The 24,935-nt window shown below is 46.6% G+C and carries 20 protein-coding genes; 6 read left to right on the top strand and 14 right to left on the bottom strand.

Annotation, left to right across the window (positions count from 1 at the left end; genetic code table 11):
* Positions 1 to 17: 17 nt before the first annotated feature.
* From HHX48_RS14215 to HHX48_RS14255, 9 genes are all read right to left on the bottom strand, one after another.
* Entirely contained in the window at positions 18 to 380 is a 363-nt protein-coding gene (locus tag HHX48_RS14215) for a hypothetical protein (protein WP_191026101.1), read from the bottom strand.
* Complete coding sequence (locus HHX48_RS14220; protein WP_223858412.1) at positions 377 to 586, bottom strand: PspC domain-containing protein; 210 nt, start codon at positions 584 to 586, stop codon at positions 377 to 379. The genes HHX48_RS14215 and HHX48_RS14220 overlap by 4 nt, the downstream gene beginning before the upstream one ends.
* Positions 587 to 613: 27 nt before the next feature.
* Positions 614 to 1,276, bottom strand: a complete 663-nt coding sequence (locus tag HHX48_RS14225; protein ID WP_191026102.1) for a PspA/IM30 family protein — start codon at positions 1,274 to 1,276, stop codon at positions 614 to 616.
* A gap of 271 nt (positions 1,277 to 1,547) precedes the next feature.
* Positions 1,548 to 1,838: a hypothetical protein gene (locus HHX48_RS14230; RefSeq protein WP_191026103.1), complete on the bottom strand. Its 291-nt coding sequence runs from the start codon at positions 1,836 to 1,838 to the stop codon at positions 1,548 to 1,550.
* Positions 1,839 to 2,028: 190 nt separating this feature from the next.
* Positions 2,029 to 3,048, bottom strand: a complete 1,020-nt coding sequence (gene dusA, locus HHX48_RS14235; protein ID WP_397541089.1) for a tRNA dihydrouridine(20/20a) synthase DusA — start codon at positions 3,046 to 3,048, stop codon at positions 2,029 to 2,031.
* Positions 3,049 to 3,282: 234 nt separating this feature from the next.
* Positions 3,283 to 4,158, bottom strand: a complete 876-nt coding sequence (locus tag HHX48_RS14240; RefSeq protein WP_191026104.1) for an SMP-30/gluconolactonase/LRE family protein — start codon at positions 4,156 to 4,158, stop codon at positions 3,283 to 3,285.
* Positions 4,159 to 4,187: 29 nt separating this feature from the next.
* Complete coding sequence (locus tag HHX48_RS14245) at positions 4,188 to 4,910, bottom strand: sulfite exporter TauE/SafE family protein (RefSeq protein ID WP_191026105.1); 723 nt, start codon at positions 4,908 to 4,910, stop codon at positions 4,188 to 4,190.
* Positions 4,911 to 5,023: 113 nt separating this feature from the next.
* Complete coding sequence (locus HHX48_RS14250) at positions 5,024 to 5,794, bottom strand: SDR family NAD(P)-dependent oxidoreductase (RefSeq protein ID WP_191026106.1); 771 nt, start codon at positions 5,792 to 5,794, stop codon at positions 5,024 to 5,026.
* Between the two features lie 51 nt (positions 5,795 to 5,845).
* On the bottom strand, positions 5,846 to 6,556 hold the full coding sequence (locus HHX48_RS14255) for a FadR/GntR family transcriptional regulator (RefSeq protein WP_191026107.1): 711 nt from the start codon (positions 6,554 to 6,556) through the stop codon (positions 5,846 to 5,848).
* 218 nt (positions 6,557 to 6,774) lie between these two features.
* Between HHX48_RS14255 and HHX48_RS14260 the strand changes: the two genes are divergently transcribed.
* Positions 6,775 to 8,403, top strand: a complete 1,629-nt coding sequence (locus tag HHX48_RS14260; RefSeq protein WP_191026108.1) for a sodium:solute symporter — start codon at positions 6,775 to 6,777, stop codon at positions 8,401 to 8,403.
* A gap of 66 nt (positions 8,404 to 8,469) precedes the next feature.
* Here HHX48_RS14260 and HHX48_RS14265 read toward each other — a convergent pair whose 3' ends face one another.
* A complete protein-coding gene (locus HHX48_RS14265) occupies positions 8,470 to 9,507 on the bottom strand; it encodes a glycoside hydrolase family 43 protein (protein ID WP_191026109.1) in 1,038 nt (345 codons plus the stop codon).
* A 171-nt stretch (positions 9,508 to 9,678) separates the two neighbouring features.
* On the opposite strand from HHX48_RS14265, the gene HHX48_RS14270 reads away from it, so the two are divergent.
* Together HHX48_RS14270 and HHX48_RS14275 are read left to right on the top strand one after the other, a co-directional pair.
* Positions 9,679 to 10,662: an arabinan endo-1,5-alpha-L-arabinosidase gene (locus HHX48_RS14270; RefSeq protein ID WP_223858424.1), complete on the top strand. Its 984-nt coding sequence runs from the start codon at positions 9,679 to 9,681 to the stop codon at positions 10,660 to 10,662.
* A 98-nt stretch (positions 10,663 to 10,760) separates the two neighbouring features.
* Entirely contained in the window at positions 10,761 to 11,429 is a 669-nt protein-coding gene (locus HHX48_RS14275; protein WP_191026111.1) for a hypothetical protein, read from the top strand.
* 6 nt (positions 11,430 to 11,435) lie between these two features.
* On the opposite strand, the gene HHX48_RS14280 is transcribed toward HHX48_RS14275, so the two are convergent.
* From HHX48_RS14280 to HHX48_RS14295, 4 genes are all read right to left on the bottom strand, one after another.
* A complete protein-coding gene (locus HHX48_RS14280; protein ID WP_191026112.1) occupies positions 11,436 to 11,873 on the bottom strand; it encodes an FKBP-type peptidyl-prolyl cis-trans isomerase in 438 nt (145 codons plus the stop codon).
* Positions 11,874 to 11,907: 34 nt separating this feature from the next.
* Entirely contained in the window at positions 11,908 to 14,379 is a 2,472-nt protein-coding gene (locus tag HHX48_RS14285; RefSeq protein WP_223858413.1) for a glycoside hydrolase family 127 protein, read from the bottom strand.
* The gene (locus HHX48_RS14290; protein ID WP_191026113.1) at positions 14,379 to 15,782 is read right to left on the bottom strand and encodes an MFS transporter; all 1,404 of its coding nucleotides are present in this window, start codon (positions 15,780 to 15,782) and stop codon (positions 14,379 to 14,381) included. Before HHX48_RS14290 ends, HHX48_RS14285 begins: the two co-directional genes overlap by 1 nt.
* A 256-nt stretch (positions 15,783 to 16,038) precedes the next feature.
* The gene (locus tag HHX48_RS14295; protein WP_191026114.1) at positions 16,039 to 18,855 is read right to left on the bottom strand and encodes a TonB-dependent receptor; all 2,817 of its coding nucleotides are present in this window, start codon (positions 18,853 to 18,855) and stop codon (positions 16,039 to 16,041) included.
* 559 nt (positions 18,856 to 19,414) lie between these two features.
* Between HHX48_RS14295 and HHX48_RS14300 the strand changes: the two genes are divergently transcribed.
* The 3 genes from HHX48_RS14300 (at position 19,415) to HHX48_RS14310 (ending at position 24,762) form a co-directional block, all read left to right on the top strand.
* The gene (locus HHX48_RS14300; protein ID WP_191026115.1) at positions 19,415 to 20,380 is read left to right on the top strand and encodes a glycoside hydrolase family 43 protein; all 966 of its coding nucleotides are present in this window, start codon (positions 19,415 to 19,417) and stop codon (positions 20,378 to 20,380) included.
* Position 20,381: 1 nt separating this feature from the next.
* Positions 20,382 to 21,920: an alpha-N-arabinofuranosidase gene (locus HHX48_RS14305; RefSeq protein WP_191026116.1), complete on the top strand. Its 1,539-nt coding sequence runs from the start codon at positions 20,382 to 20,384 to the stop codon at positions 21,918 to 21,920.
* A 352-nt stretch (positions 21,921 to 22,272) separates the two neighbouring features.
* Positions 22,273 to 24,762 carry a PKD domain-containing protein gene (locus HHX48_RS14310; protein ID WP_191026117.1) on the top strand — a complete coding sequence of 830 codons (2,490 nt, stop codon included), beginning with the start codon at positions 22,273 to 22,275 and terminating at the stop codon, positions 24,760 to 24,762.
* Positions 24,763 to 24,935 lie beyond the last annotated feature (173 nt).

The raw sequence follows: 24,935 nt of genomic DNA on the forward strand, positions 1-24,935 counted from the left end.
CATTGCGACTGTATTGATTACTCCTGCATATATGGTGAATTGCCATAAGCGCGGACTGAAGCGCGTTTTTGATAATGTCGCCATACGCCAATAGCGGCTAACACGACCAATACCGGCCAGAAAACACTTAGCCCAAGGGTAAACAATGCAGCAGCGGCTGCCACTAACCCGATGACAATTGCACCGAACATACTGATTGCAATAATAAAGCCTACTATAACAAAGAGTACCGCCAGTGCTAAAAACAATATCAGGTTGTCAAAGGGTGACAGCAGCTCGTCACTGAAGTAGATATTAATATCCATCCACTCCCAGATCGCAGCACCCAGCCCACTGGCTAGCAATAAAGCAATGGCGACCGCAAGAAAGAAATTTTTCATACTGACCACCGGGGTAAAAGAATAACCGCCGCCAGGTAGGCCAGCACAGTAATACCGGGTAGCAAAAACACGCTAAGCACTGCTGCGGCTCTAACCCATACCGCATCAACACTCAGCCAGCGCGCAAGGCCGGCGCATACGCCGCTAATTACCGACTCATGCATTATGCGATAAATTCGTTTGTGTGAATTAACAGTCTTCATCATCTGACTCCTGATTACTAAGGATACTATTTACGCGGCTCTGGATTTTTTCATGCGAGCCAGCTCTTCCTCGATGCTCTCATCTTGCTCAAGCTGAGCAAACTGCGCCTCCAGTGATGCAGAGCCTGAGCCTAAATCATAGGCCTCCACCTGCGCTTCTAACTGGTCAACCTTCTGCTGATAGACTTCAAATTTATTCATTGCGCGCTGAACACTTTCCTGCTGCGCCTGATTACGTAATTTAAGCTGTGTTGCTACCGTATGCTCACGTTGAGATAGCATGCGTGCTTTTTGACGGGCTTCACCTAACTTGTGACCCAACTGCTCAATATCGCTTGTGAGCTTTTCCAGCTGAATATCAATCTGCGCAATTTCTTCTTCCAGTATTTCCAGCTGGCGGGTCTGGGTCTGTTTCTCTTTGAGGGCAGCCCTTGCCAGCGTGTCATTATCTTTTTCAATCGCGCGCTGTGCTTTTTCCTGCCAGCGTTGTGCGCTGCGTTTGAACGCATCGGCGTTGCGATTGAGCTGCTTTTTTTGTGCAATGTATTGTGCAGAGACACAGCGAGCGTGTGCTAATGCTTCTTCCATCTCCTGTACCATGAGACGAATAAGCTTTTGAGGATCTTCCGCCTTATCCAGCATCGCATTGATATTGGCGTGAACGATATCAGTCATTCTTGAAAACATGCCCATGGCAATCTCCTTTTAAAATAATCGGTATACAATTCAGTGCTTCTTAAAAAGAATTGCAGTTACACAAAAGATAGTTCAATTGCCATACCAACTATATAAATATGTGTTTTATAAGGAATTTACGAATTTCTCATACTGAAGACATGTTCACCATGACAACTTTTATTAAATAAGTAGTTAAATTGACCATCGCAGTAGCGTTTTCGACCACACCTTTTCCTCAGACACAAAAAAAGCAGCGATTCGCTGCTTTTTCTCTAACCTCGACGGATTACTGTATCTGGGTGTCCTGCTCGTCGTCACGGTCAGCTTTTTTGGATGCTGTCAGTTCTGTCACGTTTACTGCACCTTTGCGTGTACCAGAGTTTTCAGGTTCAAACATGTAAACTGCATTGGCTACTGCCTCAGTGACTTCCAGTTTTAGCTCGTAAGCGGTATTGGCAACCAGCTTATCTACCATGTGACTAACAGCGCGCTCGATGGGCATAGTGTTGGCAGAAGCAGGCGTACTGACAAGTGCTGCGGTCATAAGGGTTGATACTACAATTGCTGGGGCTTTCATAACGATTTCCTTGCTATTACTTTAAAGGTTAAGTGCAAATGTGCGAACACTTTAAAGATAGCGAAAGCTGTGCCAGACCAGTATTTTATTTAAAAATCAATAGGTTAAAATTTAACGGTGCTAAAACTCTGCGAGCGGACTAATGGCACTGGTCACCAAATAGTCAAATTGACTAATACCAATAGTCTATTTAACCAACCTTACTTTCATTGAATACTGCTACATTGGCCTGCGCTGTTTCTACACTGTCCAGCGCATTGAGTAACAATGCAGGATCCGGTGATTTACCGGTGCCATTTTGGCTCAGATAACGTCGCCAGATACGTCCGCCAGCTTCACCGGCAAACAGACCTAACATGTGTCGTGCAACATGCCACGGCTTGAAGCCTGGCTCATCGATAGTTTCGATGTACTGCTGCATCTTCAGCACAATCTCCCTGCGCGGCAACGGTGTGCTATTCTGGCCGAATATTTCTTTATCTACTGACGCCATCAAATACGGATTCGCGTAGACTTCACGGCCCATCATAACGCCATCCACATGCATTAACTGCTCTTTTACCGCATCCAGGGTTTTTACTCCCCCATTAATGCTGATATTAAGCTGGGGCCAGTCAGCCTTGAGCTGGTGAACACGCGGATAATTTAAGGGCGGCACCTCGCGGTTTTCTTTCGGACTCAACCCCTGCAACCACGCCTTTCTCGCATGGACAATAAAGGTGTCACAGCCAGCATTTGCTACTGTTTCAACAAACTTTGCAAATCCACGGTATTCATCCATATCATCAATACCGATACGGCACTTTACCGTTACTGGAATATCAACCGCTGCCTGCATGGCCTTCACTGATGCCGCGACCACGTCAGGCTGTGCCATCAGACAGGCACCGAAGCTGCCATTTTTCACACGATCTGAGGGACACCCGACATTGATATTAACCTCATCATAGCCACGCTCCTGCGCCATTACTGCGCAACGCGCCATATCACTGGCATCTGATCCACCAAGCTGCAAAGCAACGGGGTGCTCCTGTTCGTTAAAGGCCAGGTAATCACCTTTACCGTAAATTAGCGCACCAGTGGTCACCATCTCGGTATACAGCAGCGCATTGTCAGACAACAAACGCAAAAAATACCGGCAGTGACGGTCAGTCCAATCCAGCATAGGAGCGACAGAAAATTTACGGTGTTGTGCGAGTGACTGCATCATATCGGGTGCCTGTTAACATATTGGATAAAGCGAGGTAATGGATCAGGATAGCTATCGCCTGGCAAACTTTTAGTATATTGCCTATTACAGCATTCTAAGCCTGAGCGTTAGTTTATCACAGCAGCAGGCCAGAAAACCAAGATCTTAGCCCCCCCTGAACAGTGAAAAACAGGTCGCGCCCACATTTACAGGGTACCAGCGACACGGCCAGGATATGTTGAACCGGATCCGGATTTACAGATTTACCCTTTTATCCGGTATCCCTCTTGCACCGGTTTTAAACACAAAGGTATTGCCACTGTCAGGCGCATTGCGGCATGCCTTTTCATCCAGTCCGGTGCGGGCTGAGGTCACGAAAATATGGTCAAGGTCCGGGCCGGCAAAGGTAACACTGGTAACGCGAGGTACCGGCAGTCGGATAGTTTGTATCAGGTCACCGTCAGGATTGAATCGTAATACTGCATGACCATCCCAGGCGCAGACCCACAGACAGCCGTTTGTATCTACGGTAATGCCATCCGGATGCCCCTGCGAGGGACGAAGTTGAATGTGTATTCGTTTACTGGTTACCGTTTGCGCCTGGTCAACGTTAATGGCGTATATGATGCGTTCTTTGGAAGATACTGAATAAATGATACTTCCGGCAGGATTAAAAGCCGGTCCGTTGCTCACCACATAACCAGCGTCTACTATTTGTGCTGACTGTGTACCACACAGGCGGTAGAGGTTGCCTGAATTACGCTGTTCGAGCCTGTCCATCGTACCGAAATAGAGATTCCCGTGCCGGTCGACTTTTGCATCGTTTAGCCGGTTGTGTTTTTCTGATTGTGGTAATTGCCACAGCAGCGATTGTGGTTGCAGGTACTTATCCAACGTATAAATACCCGAAGCAAAGCCTGCAATAAGCAACCCGCTATCCGTTTCCTTTATCCAGCAAACCGGCTCAGGAACAGCAGTGACTTTTATCTGTTGAGACTGCCAATCCAAGGCGTAAATCTTACAGCCGTAGATATCTACCCAGAACACGCATTGCAACAACTGGCTGTAGTATGCTCCCTCACCCAGCTCACACTGACTGTTAAATACTGTGACTAAATCTACGTTTACCATAATGCTATGCTAGCATGGTTGCCCTGCGCCTATCCGTTAACATTGCTTACAGCAGCCATAATCAATACTAAGGCGGAACCACTGGCAACCAGCAAAATCAACTGCCTGATGCGATCTTCGTTAATATTTTTACTGATAAAATAGGACAATGCCCACCCAATCAAAATGGCAGGAATACATTTAAGAAAAAGCATGAAATCATTTTGGGTGGCGCGGCCCGTCCACCACAACACAAAAATACCAAAAAGATTGATATAAACAAAAAAAACACTCAGATTTGCTTTTATTTTGCTCTGCTCTGCTGACTGGTAAAGCAATCCCATCGGGGCCCCACCGGCTGAGGTCGTCGTGCCTAAAAAGCCAGAAAGCGAGGAGGCGATGATATTGGTCAGCGCGGACACTCTTGGTGTCATACCCAACACTGACAGTCCCACAGCAATCAAAATGGAGACCCCGAACAGAAGCTGATATTGCGCCGCATCTAGGTAATACATAACGGTACCAGCCACCAGCACACCAATCGTGCCGCCAAACACAGAAAAGCCAGTATGGCGGATATCTATTTCAGCGCGATATTTTACAGAGAGCAGTGACGTCAGAAGAAGGGCATTGAGGATCATTGGCGCAGGAACAAGCTCAGGCATCAGAAAATAGACCAGGGGCGCCGATAACAAGCCCAGTCCGAAACCTATCACACCCTGTAAACATGCCCCTGTGATCAGGATGAGGTAAATACAAAAAAAACTCAGCAAGCAGTCTATATCCTCTGCGGTAGATTTAACGTCAACGACTTCAATTTAACTATTATATTACATATATAGTTTTCTATCGTTAACGAAATTTACCAATACGTCAATAGAGGAGATTAAGTCCAGCCCGCATCAATGGTGAGTGTTTGCGCTGTCATCATACTGCTGTCATCAGCGGCTAAGAATAAAGCAGCATTGACGATATGTGACGGTTCAAGCGTTTGATGTATACACTGTTGTTGCTTCACAGTTTCTACGACGTCCGGATCGAGCCAGTGACTCATTTGCCGCTGCGTCATCACCCAGCCTGGCACCAATGTGTTCACCCGAATATTATGCTGGCCATAGGCACTGGCCAGTGAACGCGACATCCCCTCAATGGCTGCTTTGGCTGAGGTATAAGCCGGCATACAACTTTGCTTGATTCGCCAACTGGCAGAGCCCATATTAATGATCGAGCCACCATTGATTTCTTTCATCTGCTGACTGACTGCCTGAGCGGCGAAAAAACTGGGGCGCAAGTTGACGGCCAAACGATCATCCCAGTACTCAACAGTGACCTCATCAATGTTATGCCGGGTGTCATCGGCAGCATTGTTAATCAATACTCCTATCGGGCCACGCTCACGACCGGTTTTCTCAATAATCTGCTGTAAATGCGCAATGTCACGTAAATCACATTGCTCAAACCGAATATCGTACCTGGATAACTCGCCAACAAGCTCAACGCTGGGTGTTTTTGCCATATCTACAAACGTAACCAGTGCGCCCTGCATGGCAAACCTACGTACCATTTCGGCGCCAATGCCAGTACCGCCCCCTGTGATAAAAACGGTTTTACCAACTAGACTGGGATAATGTGTAGTTTGCTGACAATGCTCAGTCATTACTTACCTCGTGCCTGACCTGACGACAGTTACTTATATTGCGGCGATTGATTACGCTTCAGCGATTTCTCGTTCGATGACCGTCATCGCTTCGTCGATAAGGTAGGTCATCATATTTTTTGCCCGCTCTGCTTGCCCCTGGGCAATCGCATTGTAGACCTTTTCGTGTTCTTCAACGATGGCACTGTTATTACTCTTGGCCGGCGTTGTATGTTGAATACTGACATTCAGGGCTGTGGTAATAAATTCGCGCAGTTGATAAAAAAAGCGGTTGCCGGAAGCTTGCAAAATGGCAGTGTGAAATTGTAAATCGGCATCGTGCATGCTGCCTTCGCCATACTCAACCGCACGTCGCATTTTCTCAAGGGCAATGCTGATATTCTCAATTGCCTCGCTGTTCTGCGCGTTTGCAGCCAATGCTGCTGCCTGCGGCTCGATAGCCAGACGCATTTGCAAAAACTCTTTTAAGACCAATAATGATGGACTGCTTTCCAGCATCCAACTTAACACATTGGTATCGTATAGATTCCAGCGATCGGGCGATTCCACGCGAATTCCCTGTCGCGGACGCGATGAAATCAGACCTTTTGCGGCAAGCATTTTGACGGCTTCGCGTACTGCAGTCCGACTGATACCATATTCATCACATAATTTTGCTTCTGTAGGAAATCCGGTATCCGGACTATATACACCTTTTACAATCGCCTTTCCCAATTCATTGGTCATACGTTGTGAAAGGTTCATGTTTTCAATTCGAGCCATATTTTTCCCCTAACGCCTCTTCGCTCACTATACTACGATAATAAGATTGCGTCATTGATTCAGTGAATGCTCAACGCTGGCCTAAAGCGCATGATTTTACACTACTTTTCCATTACCGTTTAACTATCTGTTAACACCCCCTTTTCTTTGACACTTTTGTAATATAATATTTCAATAACAATTCACCGCTGCTAAGCCAAACTTATAGTTGAAAAGAAATGGTTGATTTAAGCATACTGGACTGGCTCGTTTTAGCCGGTTTTTTCCTTCTTTTGCTGGGCGTTGTCGTCATGTCTATGCGACAAAAAGAAGAAGACACCGCCGATTACTTTCTTGCCGGTCGAAATGCAAGCTGGGTCGTTATCGGCGCCTCAATATTTGCCTCTAACATTGGCTCTGAACACCTTGTCGGATTGTCAGGATCCGGCGCACAGTCGGGCATGGCACTGGCGCACTGGGAGTTGCAATCCTGGATAATATTGCTTTTGGGTTGGGTGTTTGTGCCTTTCTATTGGAGCAGTAAAGTCTATACGATGCCCGAGTTTCTTGAGCGTCGCTATAATTCTTCTTCACGCACATTTTTATCGGTTATTTCGCTGGTCAGTTATGTATTAACCAAAGTCGCCGTGACGGTTTATGCCGGCGGAGTGGCGTTTAAAACCATTCTGGGTATTGAAAGTATCTGGGGCATCGACTTTTTCTGGATATCTGCACTGGGTCTGGTCATTATTACTGGTATCTACACCGTGATCGGTGGGATGAAAGCGATTATGTGGACCTCTGTATTACAAACGCCAGTGCTTATTATTGGCTCACTTGTCATTCTGGTAGTGGGCTTAGATAAAGTAGGTGGTTGGTCTGAGGTAGAACGGCTCAATGCCGAACAAATGCATCTGATCCGTTCGGCATCTGATTCAGAATTCCCCTGGCCGGGTATTATCTTCGGCTCGTTTATTATCGGTTTCTGGTATTGGTGTACCGATCAGTACATTGTACAGCGGGTGTTATCAGCCAAAGGCATTAAAGAGGCCCGCCGCGGGACGATGTTTGCCGGCTACCTGAAGCTGCTGCCGGTCTTTATCTTTCTGGTACCTGGCATGATCGCCTACGCGCTTAACGCAAAAGGCATTGTTACCTATGATAGCCCTGACCAGGCATTTCCTATGCTGGTCTCAGAGTTACTACCATCTGGGGTAAAAGGCATTGTGATAGGCGGTTTGGTTGCGGCTTTAATGAGCTCCCTTGCATCACTGTTCAATTCATCGGCCACACTTTTTACCATCGACTTTTATAAGAAATTCAAGCCTGAGTCCAGTGAGAAACATCTGCTTCGGGTTGGCCGAATTGCCACTATCGTGATTGTAGTACTGGGCATATTGTGGATCCCGGTGATGAGTCTTATTGCCGATGTGCTTTATGAATACCTGCAAAGTGTTCAGTCACTCATCGCACCTGGAATCGCCGCGGTATTTTTACTGGGGCTGGTCAGTACTCGTATTACACCAACAGCTGGATTTGTTGGCCTGGTATCAGGCTTTGTCATGGGCATGTTTCGTCTGGCGCTACTGCCGTTTAAAGACAATATTGCGGGTACCCCACTGGAATGGGTGGTGACGATGAACTGGTTGTACTACTGTATTCTGCTGTTTGTTCTGGTAGTCATTATCATGATTGGCACCAGCATGGTGACCAAAGCGCATTCACGTGAGCGTCTTGACGGCCTGACATTTTCAACTCTGAGCAATAACACCTTTAAAGAGGTGGTTGCAGGATTGGATAAATGGGATTACATCCATACGGTTGGCATTTTAGGCATTACCGCTTTTATCTACATCCGTTTTTGGTAAACCGGTTAATGAAAACGAAAAAGCCGCCTTCTGGCGGCTTTTTATTTGTTCATTCTTTCCCATTGATTAATCTTGAAGCGAGGATTTGAACACGGGGAAGCTGTTGTTGTCCCAATGCAGAACACGGACGCGTGCATGCCGGTTGGGATCGGTAAGTGGTGTGCCCTTCAGGGCTTTGTAATCCCGACTATGATAGACCATCAGATCTGTGTTGCCATCCGGCCCTTTAACAAAGCTGTTATGCCCCGGCCCATAGCGCCCTAAAGTTGCATCCGTTTCAAATACCGGCTGCGCCTTTTTGTGCCACTGGCTGGCGTCAAGCAAGTCCGCATCAGCGTCGGCCCATAATAACCCCATGGCATAGCGATGATCAGTCGCGCTGGCAGAGTACGTTAAAAACACTTTGTCTTTGTGTTTAATAAAGGCTGCGCCTTCATTTACCTTGTATCCCTGCATCTCCCAGTCAAGGGTTGGCTCTGAAAGGAGCGTTGCCGGCAAAACCAATTCAGTTGGCGAGCGCATTTGCGCAATCCATAAAGCGGAGTTATAGGATTTATCTTTATCCTGCTGTGCCCAGACATAATAACGTTTACCGTTATGTTCAAACGTTGTGCCATCCAGCGCAAACGAATCCCATCCGCTTTCTATCTGACCGACTTCTTCCCATTTCCCCTCCATGGGGTTGTCACTGTCATTTTTAAGCGCATACATGCGAATACTGAACGGCGTGCTGACCTCTCCGGCGGCAAAATAGATATACCAGGCTCCGTCGACCCGATGCAGTTCAGGCGCCCAGATATTTGCACTCATTGGCCCGGTTTCACGCTTTTCCCAAATCGTTTTGGGTTCGACAAGTTTAAGATCATTGATATTGCATGCCTGACGCAGTTCAATGCTATCAAACTGCGGAGACGTGCCGATGAAGGTGTAACATCCGGTTTGTGGGTGACGCACCAGCATCGGGTCCGCGCGCTGCAACACGATGGGGTTATCGATGGGTGCGAAGCTTTGTGTCATAGTGGTCTGATTCGCTAAGGCCTGTCCACCCGATACCGCACAAAACCACGATGCTGCCAGTGTCGAAAATACCGCCTTTTTGTTCATTTGCTCCCTCCTGCTGTCTGCTTATACTAGGTTGGTCAATGCCGACGCAATTGTTAATATTGTATTACATATTTAACACAATCCCTGTTAAACTGTGAATTGAAATTGAATAAAAAAGAGTAAATGGCGATGCTGAAGAGTTTTAAAAAACAGGTTCTGACATCTTTATTTATGGCTGCTGCTGCGTCTTCAGCGTGGGCCAAGCAGGTAGAAGTACATGATCCGGTGATGACGAAAGAAGGCGATACGTTTTACGTTTTCAGCACCGGACCAGGTATTACCTATTATGAGTCAAAAAACCTGACCGACTGGACACTCACCGGGCGTGTGTTTCCGGATGAACCAAGCTGGGCGCGTCGCGTCGCCCCTGGCTTCGGGGGGCATCTCTGGGCGCCTGATGTTTATGAAAAGGACGGCAAGTTCTATCTTTATTATTCAGTGTCGGCCTTTGGTAAAAACACGTCAGGTATCGGCGTAACAGTGAATGAGACGCTTGATCCGGATGCCGAGAATTACCGCTGGATTGACCAGGGCATCGTATTGCAATCTGTCCCGGAACGGGATTTCTGGAATGCCATCGACCCCGCCATTGTAGAAGACGATGAAGGCACCCCGTGGATGAGCTTTGGCTCCTTCTGGGGCGGGCTTAAGCTGGTCAAACTGGATGATGATATGACGCGCCTGGCAGAGCCACAGGAGTGGCACACCATTGCCAAACGTCCCGGCAGGAAGACCAACGACGATGCCGACCCTGGCGAGGGCGCTATAGAAGCTCCTTATATCTTTAAAAAGAATGGCTATTACTATCTTTTCGTTTCGTTTGATAAATGCTGCCGCGGGATGGACAGTACCTACAATATTCGCGTAGGACGAAGCAAAAAGGTTGAGGGACCATATACTGATCGTAATGGGAAATCGCTGAATGAAGGTGGCGGCACCCTTGTGCTTGAAGGCAATGACAACTGGGTCGCTCTTGGCCACAATGCAGCATACACCTTTGATGGCAAAGATTATCTGGTATTCCATGCCTACGAAACGGCGGATAATGCAATACAGAAACTGCGTATTTTGCCCATGAGTTGGGACGATAACTGGCCACAGGTTAATCCCGATGATCTCGACAGGCTTACCACAAACTTAAAAAAGCAGAAATAAGCATGTTCGGCCCGGCGACATAACGCCGGGCTTTCCAATCATAGTCATTCATCATAAACTGCTGTAAATACTAACCTTTTCTGCGCTTATTGATACTGATGCCTGATGCCCATCCTTTCTTTGCACTGCCGTCTTCTGCACAACATATATTCATTGGTAAATTAGTCGCAGTCAGTGGGGTAATTGTAGTTGCCGCTGGCACGCTGTTTTATTGGGCCGGTGTCCTGCCGCTATTGCTTCCTTTACTTGCCATATTGTTATCTATCATCGCCCCGTTTTTCGACGTTCCCTCGCTGGTGAAGAATAAAAAGCTGACCTACGTGTCAAACTTTTTGCTCATTGAGCACACAAGAGGCACGGTTTTAACGTTACATACCGCTACATTGTTTGATTACTATTTCTTGTTCACAGCAGATATGAACGCGCGAGAGAGAAAAAAGCGCGCCCTAACCGGTATTCTCGACGGTCTTATCACACTCTGTAACGACCAGATTTTATCAGCGACCCCAGAACAAACTGTGCGACTTACCACCTTTGTGCTCAACGAGCGCACCGCTAATAAGCTCGGAATGCGTGAAGTGTCTAAAGATTATTTGCAGACATTCATTCTTTATTACAACTACATAAACCTGACAATGTGTCAGTCACTACTGAATAAACGGTTGAGCCTGCCGTCTGTTAAAAATATAAAAACCTATGAGGGAAGCACCCGTTTGCTTGCAGAGAACAAAGCGTATTTGATGCAGTTGAAAACGAGAATAGCCTGATTAGCGTTAAGGTGTGCCTGTGTCAATTAATCGCACATCGACGATCATCACAGCATGGGGACCAATCTTACTACCATTACCTTTTTTCCCCCAGGCCAGTTCCGGGGGAATAACAAACTCATAGCGCGCGCCCACCGGCATCAAAAGCAATGCTTCACGAAGGCCTTCAATAGCTTCATTGAGCATAAAGCTCTCCGGCGGGCCTTTTTTGTAAGTATCATCAACCACACTGCCATCAGCCAGTAAAATCCGTTGATGGACTTTTACAATATGATCGCTGGCTGGCCGTTCGCCCTGCGCATCATCGATTACCCGATACATAAGACCAGAGGCCGTTATTCTGACATCGTCCTGCCTGAGATACCGGGCTATAAAATCCGCCGTCAAATTTCGATTGTGACCTGTTGAGCCTTTCGCTTTTGTCCGCTGCTTATTTCTTGCCATATCATTGATTTACACTATCTTTCACACAGTCATATCACTCTGACAACAAACGGATACCATAGATACCGCCTGCCACTGAACCGCTGTTAGCATCAAACCGCACCCTCAGCGTTGGTTGTTTTTGCATCGCCTCTGTCAGCGCATAGTCTACGGTATAAAAATCTTGTGCGCCGGCTTTAGCAGGTAGCGTGACCGCAGCCAGTCGTTGTCCGTTTACCAGAATTGAAAATTCTCGGCCAGTATCACCGCTGAAGTAGGTTAGCCTGAGTGTTTTGGCGCGCCCGTCCTCATTATTAAGCGCATAACTAAACCAACCTGTCGCATCACGCCAGTGAGTGCCATTGTTAACGCCAGCGCGGGTGCCCTCGCCTTCAAAGTCATGCTCAACTTCCGGCTGTTGTTGACCAGGGCTAACCATATCTACCGTAATATTACGCAGCTTTTCAGCTGACGCGGCTTCTGCCTGCGCCTGCTCAACAAAAGAAGAAAAATCACTTTCGCTCAATTGCGGCCAGTATACTTCGTAGCGACTGTCATGCAGACGGAAAAAAGGAATCAGCGTCGATGTTGTAAGGTCTGGCTGATTGGCCACCGCCACGTTAGTTGATGCGACAAAGGCCAGCTTATCACCCGGTACGCGCTCAAGCCCTTCAAGAAACGATGCCGGTTCTCCTAACATAACGGGCAGCGCTTCTGGCGGACACACCGGGCCTGCCGCGATGTGCCCCATGCGGCTATCATCCGCGATAAAATTCAGCTTTTCATTTTCAAAAGCCTGAACCTTTGTCGCCAGAACGACCGGGCCGTACAGCACAGAATAATAATCCTGCCCATCAGGGAGCTGTTCTACCGCAGGCTTAGCGGGAAGCTGGAATCGAATGGTGTCGTTATCATGCCACTGTCGTTGCAAAGTGATAAAACCCGCGTCTGTTGTAGCGATTTGTGCAGGCTGCCCGTTAACGGTAATGTTCATTTTACCGGACAGCCAGTCAGGCTTTCTCAAATGCAGCGTGAATGATGAGGCTGCAGGATTTGTTTTTTTAAGCCTGACCGTTACGTCACTGCTATCGGGGAAGGCAGTTTGCGTTTCAACACGCCAGCCTTGTTTCTGCCAGTTCAGTGCCGCTGGCATATATAAGTTAACCCACAAATCACTGTTATTATGGGTATAGGCTAACTCGCCATATTTACTGTGATTCTCAATGCCTGAGCCAACACAACACCACATCGAGTCCTGTATAGATGAATACATCCGATAATGGCCTGGGCGCATCGACGTAAAATATACCAGTCCCCCATGCTCAGGGTGCTGAGAAGACAGGATGTGGTTGTACATTGCCCGTTCATAGAAAGCGAGGTAACGCGGCTCGCCGGTACGCAGATAAAGCATCTTGCTCAGCTTCATCATATTGTAAGTGTTGCAGGTTTCCGGCCCTTCTACATCTTCCACCATTGGGGTAAAGTCATCTTTTTCGTGAAAATGCTCTTTCACACTGTTACCGCCAATGGATACGCTTCGTTCCTGGGTAACAGTTTGCCAGAAAAATTCAGCGGCAGATTCCCATGCCTCGTCATCCGCCGTTTTGGCCACCTTTAAAAAACCTATGACTTTGGGGATCTGTGTATTGGCGTGAAGACCGGTTAATTTATCTTTATTTTTCGTTAATGGTGTCAGCACCGTGCGATGGGAAAACTGACGAGCAAGATTCAAATACCGCGCGTCCTGGCTAATCAGCGCCATATCGGCAAATACTTCATTCAGGCCACCGTGCTCCGAATAAAGCATTTGTTGAATTTGCTCATCACTGAGATTCTCAGTTACTGACAGCATCCACTGGCCCAAATCAAGCAACATTTCCTTTGCCTGATTGCTACCAGCAATCTGGTATGCATCCCGCAGCCCGTGAAATAACTTATCGATGTTATACAGCGGCACCCAGCGATCATTTAACGAAAACAAATCAGCGTTTATATTGCCGTTTCGTATCTCTTGCCACATGGCCTGGCCGTTCGGTATACCACCTAAGTAGCCGCCGTTGGCTTTCTGGGCCCGGGCAAGCTCATCAAGCATATAATCAAGACGCTCTTTAAGCGCAGGCTGCCCGCTTGCCGCCCATGCCAGCGATAAAGCAGACAGATAATGGCCACCAATGTGTCCGTCGAGGCCGGAACTTTCCCAGTTTCCATAGCTATCTGCCGCTGTTTTAAGGCCAGCCTCTCGTAAGTATGGTGCCAGTAAACGATCCGGCTTCATCGCCAGTAAGTAATCGATATTCGTTTGCTGTGCATGCCAGAAAGGTCCGCCGGTAAGCGAAACCTGATCTAACGAAAATGCTTGCTGCGCTTGCGAAACCGGGTTGATGGCAGCCTGCTGCTGGACCGTCGGGTCCTGATTATTGGTCGTCGTCGGTGTTGCGCTTTGCTGGCATCCGGTGAGCATTGCACTGGTTATCACGACAGATAGCAAACGACGTTTAGTAACCATTCGCAGAATCTTGTTTCTCATTACTGATGCCCTTTCGCCATGGCCGCTGAACTTTGCAAATCATCAACTACTTCCGGGTGCTCATTGATTGCATCCAGTGTCAGCGCAAGTCGCTGATATTCTTCATCGGTAATGCGATAGCGCTTCATCAGCATGCCTACTAGAAAGTGAAACAAACCCGGTATGATGGTAAGCATCAGTGCGATACCAGTTAACGTAAATTCGCTTTGCACCTGCTCCGCTTCATAGTTGAAATAGGTAAGCAACCAGCCGACCATCGCGCCTGCCAAACCCATACCGGCTTTCTGACAAAAAGAGATGCCACCAAATGATAAACCTGCTACCCGCTTGCCGGTTTTACTCTGGCCATAATCAACGGCTTCGGCAATCGCAGACCAGAAAATCGGGGCGTGTAAATCCACCACAAAGGAGATCAAAAAGTACAGAACAAAGGCCAGAAGCACATCCTGTTGACCAACGCTGAAAAACATAATGGCACTTAAAATACCCACCGCCATCTGACTGAAGCGAAACAGTTTGACCTTACACCAGCGTTTAGTAATCCAGGTGGACGCCACCATCGCCAGAATGGCTGCTACCACACCGGTCGCCATAAAGTTGGCCTGCATGTCGGGTCCGCCGCCCAGATAATATTTGGCGTAGTAAATAGCCACGGAACCGCGTACCACATACCCAATAGTTCCAAGCACACACACGCCACACAATGTCATCCACTGATCATTTTTCAACAATAGTTTCAGCTGTTCCTTAAAAGGTTTTTCGTCAACCTTGTGCTCAAGTCGCTCGGTGGTAGTGAAAAAGCAAAACAGCAGCATAAATACAGCAAGTACAGCCATAAGCCCCATCGCTGCGCGGTAGCCCTCGGCCATATTACCTTCCCAGTAATCTGCTCCCGCCAGTTTTGGCACGATAATCGTAACCAGAAAGGCAGCAACCTTGGCGAAGAATAACCGATAACCATTGGCAGACAGCTTTTCCTTCGGATCGGCTGTCATAACGCCAATCAGCGAAATGTAGGGGATTGTCACTGCTGTAAACATCAGGGTAACGAAGATATACGTGGAATATGCCCAGACCAGCTTGGCGTTGTAATCAACATCCGGGGTGCTGAAAGTAAGAAAAACAGAGATACCAAACGGCACACATAAGAATAGAAAGTATGGACGGTAGCGTCCCCAGCGTGTCGTGAACTTATCGGTAATCGTTCCCATTAATGGATCACTGACCGCATCAATGAATCGCACCAACAAAAACATGATGGCCAAATCTGAAGGCTTTAGACCAAAAATATCGGTATAGAAAAATGTGATAATCAACATCATTGATGAGATCACAACATTAACGGCCATATCGCCGGCACCAAATCCGATTTTTTCTAACTTTGATAATTTCTGTGTGGTCATACAGCCTGTTCCGATTGGTGAACCACCTGCTTACGCATCATGGTTCATAGAAAATGAGGAGTTACCTCTTCATGCAGGTAACGACGGATTACAACAAATTGCAAACCAAATGTTAATTTAAATATACTATTATCATACCAATGTAAACGCAATGGTTATGTCCGATTCTTTTCTTATCAAGACGCATCAGGCTTTTTAATTACTGATAATAATAAAAAACCCGGCGCGTGGCCGGGTTTTTTCGATAACAGGGATGCTACATACGGTAGCGGAAACCCAGTGCAAAGGTTCTGCTATACAATGCGCTGCCGAAATTATGTGTACTGGGGTACTCATAATAACTCTGATAGATTTCTTCTGTCAGGTTAGTGGCATCGAAGGTAACGGTCAGATCTTCGGTAGCATCATAGCTTAACTGGAAGTCCATAGACTTTTCAGGCTCTCTGTAGACGCCCAGCGGGTTAGCAAACAGACGATCTTCGTAGTTATTCAGGAAGTCATCACGCCATACATAAGAAAGACGCATGCTCAGTTCTTCATTATCGTAGATAAGTATTGCTGAGTAAGATGTATCTGACACACCAAAAATTGGGCGAGTGTCATAGCCGTCAATTCCACCCTCTTCATTAAACAGAGGAATGTCCTGTTCAGAATCAAGGATGGTATAGCTGGCCTGCACACCTAAACCATCAAGCACACCTGGTAGATTTTCCGGGAAGTATACGGTACCCAATTCCCAACCATCTAACTTGCCGTTAGACGTATTGGCCGGTTTTGAAACGATGTAAGTGCCAGGCGCGTCATCAGTCGGTCCCTGATACTGCTCAGCAACAATAGAGTCAAACACGATGCCTTCAATATCGCGTGTGAAGTACGTTGCATACACTGAACTTTCTGGCGCGAAATACCATTCCAGCGCGAAATCCCAGTTCTGCGATTCAACCGGCTCCAGATTTGGATTTCCGCCCGTACCAGTACCGTAGCCAACGTCTGTCAAATCGGGCTGATAGCTGGTGTAGGCATTCAACTGCTCAAATGCAGGACGACGAATCGTTTCTGTGTACGCCACCCGCGCCATCAAATCATCGGTCAGATGATAACGGGCAACCAGGCTTGGTAACAATGTATTATCATCGCGTTCCGCCGTGCTTTGCGGTGGCAAAGTCGGGTCAAGGGTAAAGAAGGTCATGTCGGCTTCGTTCATTTCATAACGTAAGCCAATCTCGCCATCTAATACTTTGCCAAATAGCTCGGTATTGTATTCTGCTTCGGCATAAAGCGCGATGGTGGTTTCTTCGATATCAAAATTCGTTCTTATCCGCGGCGCATCTTGCCCGAACTGATCCTGATACACACCCGTTAATCCTGACAATTCACGGTATCTGTCACGGTTAGCAAAAGCATAGTAGCCATCGGCTGCTACCCAGGATTCTGGGAATGTCGCGTTACCGTCGAAAAAGTTTTCATTACGATATTGCAGATTTTCATCATAGTCGCTTAACAGACCACCGATAACACCGCCGGTGAAGTCATAGTTGCCCTGCTCCGCGGTTCTGCGGTCTACAAAGCTACCAAACTGTACTTTTGTGAAAAATGCATTATCAACAAAATATTCGGCATCTACCGTCCATGTTATTGAGTCACCTTCTGAGGATGACCCATTCTCAAAGGTTTCACCAACATTATAAAGTGACGCATTTGTCGGATCGGAATTGTCGTACACTAATGAAGGAATATCGTTGCCATCATTCGTTTCAACATAGAGGCGAGGCTGTGATGTTGTCCCACGAACAGCGAAAAACTCCGTGGTAAACTCAGACTTTTGGTAATAAACCTCAGACTTTACATTTAAAAAGTCGTTGATTTGCCAGTCACCACCTAATGAGAGCAAATAGCTGTCAGTTTCACTCTTAGTTACATCGCCAGATGTAAAGTTGAACGCATTGTTTACATAGCGAGACTCAATGATGTTAGTGCCATCAATCAGACCGACTGGATCATTAGGATCGACATCACCCCACCAATCTACGAACTGAAAAAATAGTGAGTTGAATGACTCTTGTTCATAGCCGTTATAAAAGCCTTCGAAGGTATAAGTCGAATAGTCGTTAGGCGCCCATTGCAGTGACAAATTGACCGCGGGACGTTCACGTTCGCCTTGAAAATCTGAACCAAAAATGGCATCACGGCTTAGGTAATAGGGCTCATCAGTGCCATTGATATTCAATGTGGAGCCTGCAGCAAATGGCAAACCATTTTCCAAGCCCGGCGACCAGCATTGCGGAGAACATTGGTCTGGGAAAATACGCTCTAATGGCCCATAGCCAGAACCATCCAGTTTTTGCGCAGAAGGGTTTTCTGTCGCAAATGGCAACATAGCGCCTGCAGTGATGCTTTGGTCACGGAAATTAGTGCGCGTATATGACACGTTAAGCAGCGCGCCGAAATCACCACCATCAACTTCCCAGGTATCCGTTGCAAGAAAGCTTAACTGCGGATCCGTTTTATCTGCCTGTTCCTGATGTATAGCGCGACCAGCCAGTACAAAAGTACGATCATCAAAGTCAAAAGGACGTTGCGTCTTGACATCAATTTGACCGGCAATACCACTACCAATCTGCGACGCTGAGCGTGTTTTGTATACATTAACGGTTTTAAGCAGTGCAGCCGGGATATCTGCCAGCGCCACTGCACGACCTGAAGCGGTAAACACGTTTCGGCCGTTTATTGTGGTTGTAACGTCAGTCAAGCCGCGGACCGTTACTGTGTTTACTTCACCAGAAGCACGGTCTGTTACCTGAATACCCGTAACACGCTGAAGGGCTTCAACTACGTTATTGTCTGGAAATTCGCCGATGTCTTCTGCAACGATGGAATCAACAATCTGAACGTTCTGACGTTTGATGTTTATTGCTTTACTAAGACTGGCGCGCACGCCAGAAACTTCAATAACTTCAACGTCCGAGCCGTCCTGGGTCGGGGTTGTCTGAGCATCCTGATCTTCCTGCGCAATGGCAAATTGACAGGACATAGCAACGAGGACAGCACTGGCAAGGTGTGTTCGTTTAAACATACGTTTCTACTCCGGTTTTTATGGTCTTAGTCAACATCGTTCTTAACACCTGAGCATGGCTTCAGTAGTGAACTGACTTTTCATTACTTTGAGGCGAATCGCCCCTACTGTTAATTATTTGTTATCCTGTCTTGATATTATTGTATTACATTTGGACTGTCAATAATAAAACGTTAACGAATTTGTTAATTTCGTAACGTATTAATTTGCATTGCTTATGTGCGTTTCAATGCTAGACGAACCCCAAATCGATTCTGTCAGTGTGCCACATGTCAGTTTACTTGCGGATGACTACCCATATAGGTTGCAGGATTAAAAAAAGCCTGCCGCATTAGGTTTATATACCCAGCGACATAACTGTTTTCGACGTGTGCTGTGTTGCAGTTCGGATAATTGCGCTTAATGAATGGAAGTCGCCACCTGCCAATTATTAATACAATAGTATATAAAAGAGTTTACAGTGGAATAGTTAGTACAATACTATTAAAGATAAATTTACATTTGACTGATAAAAGTGAGATCGCTCTGGTCTTGCCTTTAAGACAGCGGGGAAAAAGAGATGAAGAAGCAATGGTTATGTGCAGCGGGAATATTGCTGAGCAGTCAGGCGCTGGCGGACAATCCAATCGTTACAGAGGTATTTACCGCTGATCCCGCTGCGTTGGTCCATGATGATACGGTTTATCTGTACACCGGTCACGACGAGGCGCCCAACAATGATGTCTTTTTCGAAATGCACGACTGGCTCGCTTTTTCATCCAAAGACATGGTGAGCTGGACAGCGCACGGTCCGATCATGAAAGCGACTGATTTCAAATGGGCGAAAGGTGATGCCTGGGCGTCCCATATGATTGAAAAAGATGGCAAATTTTACTTTTTCACTACGGTGAGACATAACGAAGAAAAACCCGGTTTTGCCATTGGTGTTGCAGTATCAGACTCCCCCACCGGTCCATTTAAAGATGCCATCGGCCATGCGCTTGTCACTAATGATATGACCACACAGACACCCAACGACTGGGATGATATTGACCCGGCTATCTTTACCGAGGATAACGGCGATACCTACATGTTTTTTGGCAATCTGGTCCCTAAATACGTCAAGCTAACAGACAGTCTGACTGAGCTTGATGGTGAGATTAAAGTCATTGATGTCCCTAATTTTACAGAAGCAGCATGGGTACACAAAAAAGGTGAGAATTATTACTTATCTTACGCCTGTGAATTTCCTGAGAAAATTTGCTACGCCATGAGCAAAAGCATTCATGGACCATGGGAATACAAAGGTATTTTAAATGAAGTAGCTGGCAACTCAGAAACAAATCACCAATCAATTATTGATTATAAAGGTAAGGATTATTTCATTTACCACACCGGCGCCCTGCCACCTAAGGGCGATCAACCAAGTGGTGGTCGCTTTCGCCGCTCGGTGGCCGTAGACCCGCTTATTTATAACGACGATGGCACGCTCAAACGCGTTGTCATGAGTACGGAAGGTATTACAGAACCCGCACAGGAGAAATAACATGCGCTTTTCATTAATAAAAGCTTCGTTACTGAGCGTGGCGTTGTCGACGGGGGCTGCTGGTGCAGCTACTCATCAGGTCACCGTTTCAGCTGATTTAAGCCAGCAAGGCCCGGTTATAAACAAAGACATTTACGGCCAGTTTGCCGAGCACCTGGGCCGTGGTATTTACGAAGGATTATGGGTCGGCCCGGATTCTTCCATTCCCAATACCAAAGGCTTTCGTAACGATGTCATTGAAGCATTAAAAGCGATGGAAGTGCCGCTCGTGCGCTGGCCTGGCGGCTGTTTTGCCGACGAATATCACTGGCGCGATGGCATTGGCCCTAAAGATGAAAGACCTGTCAAAGTGAATACGCACTGGGGCGGTGTTGAGGAAACCAATGCAGTCGGCACCCATGAATTTTTTGATTTGGCCGAGTTACTTGGCGCCGAGGTTTATATCAACGGCAACCTGGGCAGTGGGACCGTCAGAGAAATGGCTGAGTGGATGGAGTACATGACCTCAGACAAAAACTCTACACTGGCCAATCAGCGACGTGCCAATGGTCGCGAAAAGCCCTGGGATATTAAATATTTTGGTATTGGTAATGAGTCCTGGGGCTGTGGCGGTCACATGGAGCCTGACTACTATACGGACCTATATCGTCAGTATGCGACCTTTCTAAAAACACCACCGGGCAAAAAACCCTTGTTAGTGGGCAGTGGTGGGCATACTGAAGATACGCAATGGACGGACGTGCTGAGTAAAAATATTGAACGCGACATGGATGGTATCAGTTACCACTTTTACACGTTGCCCAACGATGAATGGGAAACCAAAGGTCACGCCACCAAGTTTGATGAGAAAATGTGGTTTGCCACCCTTGAGCGCACTTACAGAATGGATGAATACCTGAAAAATAATATCGCCATCCTGGATAAAAATGACCCCGAGGGCGAATTGGGCTTTTACGTGGATGAATGGGGTACCTGGTATGATGCTGAAGAAGGCCGTGAACCCGGCTTTTTATATCAGCAGAACACGCTTCGCGACGCGGTTGTGGCAGCAGTAAACCTGAATTTATTTCATGCGTATGCCAAACGTGTGCACATGACCAACATTGCACAGATGGTTAACGTTCTGCAGGCCATGATCCTGACCGACGGTCCGGAGATGCTCAAAACACCGACCTATCATATTTATGATATGTACAGCGTGTTTCAGGATGCCACCTCGATTCCTTTAACGTTAGAGGCACCTGACTATGCCATGGGTGATAAAGCAGTCCCTGCTGTCACCGGCTCGCTGGCAAAAGGTAAAGATGGCCGCACCTATCTGGCGCTGGTAAATCTCGACCCGAACAACAGTGCAAGTATCAAGCTGGACGTTTCAGGTGGTTTAGATAAAACACTTAAAGGTGAGATTCTGACCGCTGAGAAAATGACGGCTAAAAATACCTTCGACGATAAGGATGCTGTAACGCCGAAGGCATTTAAGACCACTGCAGATGACTTTACGCTACCGGCCAAATCGATTGTAGTCGTAGCGCTGAACTGATTTCCCGCCAAGGCTGGAATGGTTTTCATGTGACCATTTCAGCCTTTTATTTGCTTAGAAATAATAGATACTTTAACCCGCTCTGCGTTTTTTACACCGCAAAAATCAGTAATTGTAAATCATGGACGCACTCCCCCCTGCACCTAGAAGCCGGTGTATTTTTTCGCTGTCCATGCTAAATATCTTCATTACTTTTCTTCACGTTAATGACCAAACTCAATTGTTTATGTCGGCAGTTACAGAAGCGTAAATTTAATTTTATATTTATTGCACAATAAACAGACATCACATATTTTTATGCCCGCATGAAGCCGAACGGGTCGGCGCAGTATCATTAAAACAGGGAACAGGGATGCAATTTAATAACATTCGTATCTGCCTTTTAAGCTTTCTTACACTTCCGGCACTTCTCACCGCGTGCGGTGGTGGCGGTGACAGTTCTTCATCATCACCAGAGCCAGTAGTGACACCACCGGCCAATACGCCGCCATCTATCGTCGCTTCTCAAAGCAAAACGTTGGTTAATCCAGAACAAACCGTAACGATTGATGCGTCCGGGTCGAGCGATAAAGATGGCAGCATTAGTAGCTATAACTGGGTACAGGTTTCTGGACCGGAGGTTACGTTGTCAGGTGTTGATTCTGACACCGTGCAGTTCAGTGCGCCGAATGCAGAGGGCGCTCAGCTTGAAATAGAGCTTACAGTCACTGACGACGACGGGGATACCAGTAGCAAGACGTTTACGCTTTCAGTTAATAGTGCGCCGCAGCTTGTAATGTCGACACCGATTGCTGACTCACGCTTTTATGATGAAAAAATTCACATTGCCGGCACGGTAACTGATGATGGTGCCCTTGAGCAAACCACAGTATTGGTAACCGTGGGGAGTGATGAGTATGACGTTGAGGTTTCTGCAGACGGCAGCTGGATCACAGAAGCGCCGCTCGCACTGGAATCGGGTGAGCTGCAGATTACAGCTATTGCTACAGATAGCCTTGGCGCACAGTCCGTATCGCAGTCCGTTTCTCTTGAATATCGAAGTACGTATAGTGATACAAAATTAATCGTCGATCCTCTCAAAAATAATATTGCGTATATCATTGAGCAAAAAGGTGTCACGTGGCAGCCATTAATTTTCGAGCATAATTTAGATACAGGGTATCAAAAGCTTTTAGTAGACACGACAAAGCTGGAAAACGTATCAATTTCTTTCCCCGAACATGTCATCTTTGATCGCGCAAACAATCGCATTATATTCTCAACTGGCAATGACAAGTTGCTGACAGCCTTCAATCTCAATGATTACACATTCTCTGTTTTTGATATCGACAGAAACCTGTTTTCATTTCCAGGTGCATTTGCATTGTCTAACGATGGTACCCGCGCTTATCTTTTAGATATAGTAGATAAAACAATTTCAGAGTTAAATTTGACGACAGCTGAGAGTCATATTATCTCCGGTCCAGCTAAAGGCAGTGGAAGTGCATTTCGTTTTGCCGGCTACAGCAATGTTTTTGTCAACGATGATGGTCAAATCTTTGTTTACGACGATGGCAATAATGCTGTTTTTTCTGTTGATGTAGCAACCGGTGATCGTAATGTTATCTCTGGTTCTCTCTATGGTAAGGGTAGCGGTGAGGCGTTAGACTACACACTTTCAAGTATCAATCTGGCCAACGAAAAGTTAGGTGGAATCAATCAACAGAATCAACTGGTGGAAGTTGATCTGATAAGTGGTGATCGCACAGTGTTGGCGGACTTGATCGACTTCGGTGCTGTTAGTTATGCCTCTGATATTCAATGGAGTCCATCTACACAAGAATATGTGGTTAACCTGCTTTCGCCTTATAACTCTGACCTGCCTCCTAAAATGATAAGCGTTAAGTCTGACGGTGTGGCTACTACACTTTTATCAGACACCGTAGGCGGAGGCGAATCGCTAAAAACAGGCTATTCGCTGACAACAGATATAGCCAACAATCGTCTATTTACTATCGCGCAGCAAGTAACGGGCCCAACACAACGCTCTTATATTGCTGAAATAGATACGAACTCCCATGAAATACGTGCCATCACTGCTGAAAACGAGGCACTTTCAAACGTTGGTGGTTTAGTTTATAACGCTGAAAATGGTTTGCTTTACTTCTTTACCTATCAGGAAAGGGCCATTTATTCTGCTGACCCGGAATCAGGAAACATCACCAGGATTGCTGATATAGTGACCGATAAACATGGTGCGTTGTTACCGCGTGATATGGCTGTGCATCCTTCGGGAAGCGCATTGTTTCTGGTAACCAATGATTCTTATGGACCTACATATGAAGAGCCTACTGTTTTAAAACTTGCTTTAGAAACGAATCAGATAAGCATTGTTACCGATAACAGTACCGGACTTAACAGTATGCTTATCTCGCCGGAGACCATCGTCAGTGCTGATGATAGTTTGTATATTGGAGATGAGGGCAACGGCGGCACCACATCTATCACCCTGCAAAAAATAGATATCGCCACTGGGGATACAACAGTATTCTCTGATAATAATGATAGTGGTGAATATTACTTTAATAGTGCGTACGACTTATGGCTGGATACTACTAACGAGCAACTGATGCTAGTGCATGATAGCAATATTTCACAGTTTGATATTAAAACCGGAGAACGAAAATTGCTGTCAGCTGCGAACCTCTATAGCGGTGAGCAAGTAGGAAATGGCGAGGGTACTTTCACCCGGCTAACACAGGCTTCTCACAAAGGGTATGTATATGCACTTGATACTAATTTGAAAGGCCTCTTCCTGATAAACACACAGACCGGCGACCGGTTCCTGGTGCAGCGACAGTAAACTTTCTTTAAAAAAGCACCTTCGGGTGCTTTTTTTAGCCGTATTATGTTAACCCTGCCCCCCCGAGTAATGAAGTATCAGGTTACGCTGAACCCTTACTCCCCCTATACTTACTGCTACTATTGATGCGCACGCCACCAAATAAGAAAACTGCCTGTCAAATTCTCATCGAC

Source organism: Salinimonas profundi, assembly GCF_014750655.1.
Taxonomy (GTDB): Bacteria; Pseudomonadota; Gammaproteobacteria; order Enterobacterales; family Alteromonadaceae; genus Alteromonas; species Alteromonas profundi_A.

What these genes read in the sequence shown, in the direction of transcription:
- HHX48_RS14215 (WP_191026101.1), bottom strand. Translation starts at nt 380, where the DNA reads ATGAAAAATTTCTTTCTTGCGGTCGCCATTGCTTTATTGCTAGCCAGT.
- HHX48_RS14220 (WP_223858412.1), bottom strand. Translation starts at nt 586, where the DNA reads ATGATGAAGACTGTTAATTCACACAAACGAATTTATCGCATAATGCAT.
- HHX48_RS14225 (WP_191026102.1), bottom strand. Translation starts at nt 1,276, where the DNA reads ATGGGCATGTTTTCAAGAATGACTGATATCGTTCACGCCAATATCAAT.
- HHX48_RS14230 (WP_191026103.1), bottom strand. Translation starts at nt 1,838, where the DNA reads ATGAAAGCCCCAGCAATTGTAGTATCAACCCTTATGACCGCAGCACTT.
- dusA (WP_397541089.1), bottom strand. Translation starts at nt 3,048, where the DNA reads ATGATGCAGTCACTCGCACAACACCGTAAATTTTCTGTCGCTCCTATG.
- HHX48_RS14240 (WP_191026104.1), bottom strand. Translation starts at nt 4,158, where the DNA reads ATGGTAAACGTAGATTTAGTCACAGTATTTAACAGTCAGTGTGAGCTG.
- HHX48_RS14250 (WP_191026106.1), bottom strand. Translation starts at nt 5,794, where the DNA reads ATGACTGAGCATTGTCAGCAAACTACACATTATCCCAGTCTAGTTGGT.
- HHX48_RS14255 (WP_191026107.1), bottom strand. Translation starts at nt 6,556, where the DNA reads ATGGCTCGAATTGAAAACATGAACCTTTCACAACGTATGACCAATGAA.
- HHX48_RS14260 (WP_191026108.1), top strand. Translation starts at nt 6,775, where the DNA reads ATGGTTGATTTAAGCATACTGGACTGGCTCGTTTTAGCCGGTTTTTTC.
- HHX48_RS14265 (WP_191026109.1), bottom strand. Translation starts at nt 9,507, where the DNA reads ATGAACAAAAAGGCGGTATTTTCGACACTGGCAGCATCGTGGTTTTGT.
- HHX48_RS14270 (WP_223858424.1), top strand. Translation starts at nt 9,679, where the DNA reads ATGGCTGCTGCTGCGTCTTCAGCGTGGGCCAAGCAGGTAGAAGTACAT.
- HHX48_RS14275 (WP_191026111.1), top strand. Translation starts at nt 10,761, where the DNA reads ATGCCTGATGCCCATCCTTTCTTTGCACTGCCGTCTTCTGCACAACAT.
- HHX48_RS14280 (WP_191026112.1), bottom strand. Translation starts at nt 11,873, where the DNA reads ATGGCAAGAAATAAGCAGCGGACAAAAGCGAAAGGCTCAACAGGTCAC.
- HHX48_RS14285 (WP_223858413.1), bottom strand. Translation starts at nt 14,379, where the DNA reads ATGAGAAACAAGATTCTGCGAATGGTTACTAAACGTCGTTTGCTATCT.
- HHX48_RS14290 (WP_191026113.1), bottom strand. Translation starts at nt 15,782, where the DNA reads ATGACCACACAGAAATTATCAAAGTTAGAAAAAATCGGATTTGGTGCC.
- HHX48_RS14295 (WP_191026114.1), bottom strand. Translation starts at nt 18,855, where the DNA reads ATGTTTAAACGAACACACCTTGCCAGTGCTGTCCTCGTTGCTATGTCC.
- HHX48_RS14300 (WP_191026115.1), top strand. Translation starts at nt 19,415, where the DNA reads ATGAAGAAGCAATGGTTATGTGCAGCGGGAATATTGCTGAGCAGTCAG.
- HHX48_RS14305 (WP_191026116.1), top strand. Translation starts at nt 20,382, where the DNA reads ATGCGCTTTTCATTAATAAAAGCTTCGTTACTGAGCGTGGCGTTGTCG.
- HHX48_RS14310 (WP_191026117.1), top strand. Translation starts at nt 22,273, where the DNA reads ATGCAATTTAATAACATTCGTATCTGCCTTTTAAGCTTTCTTACACTT.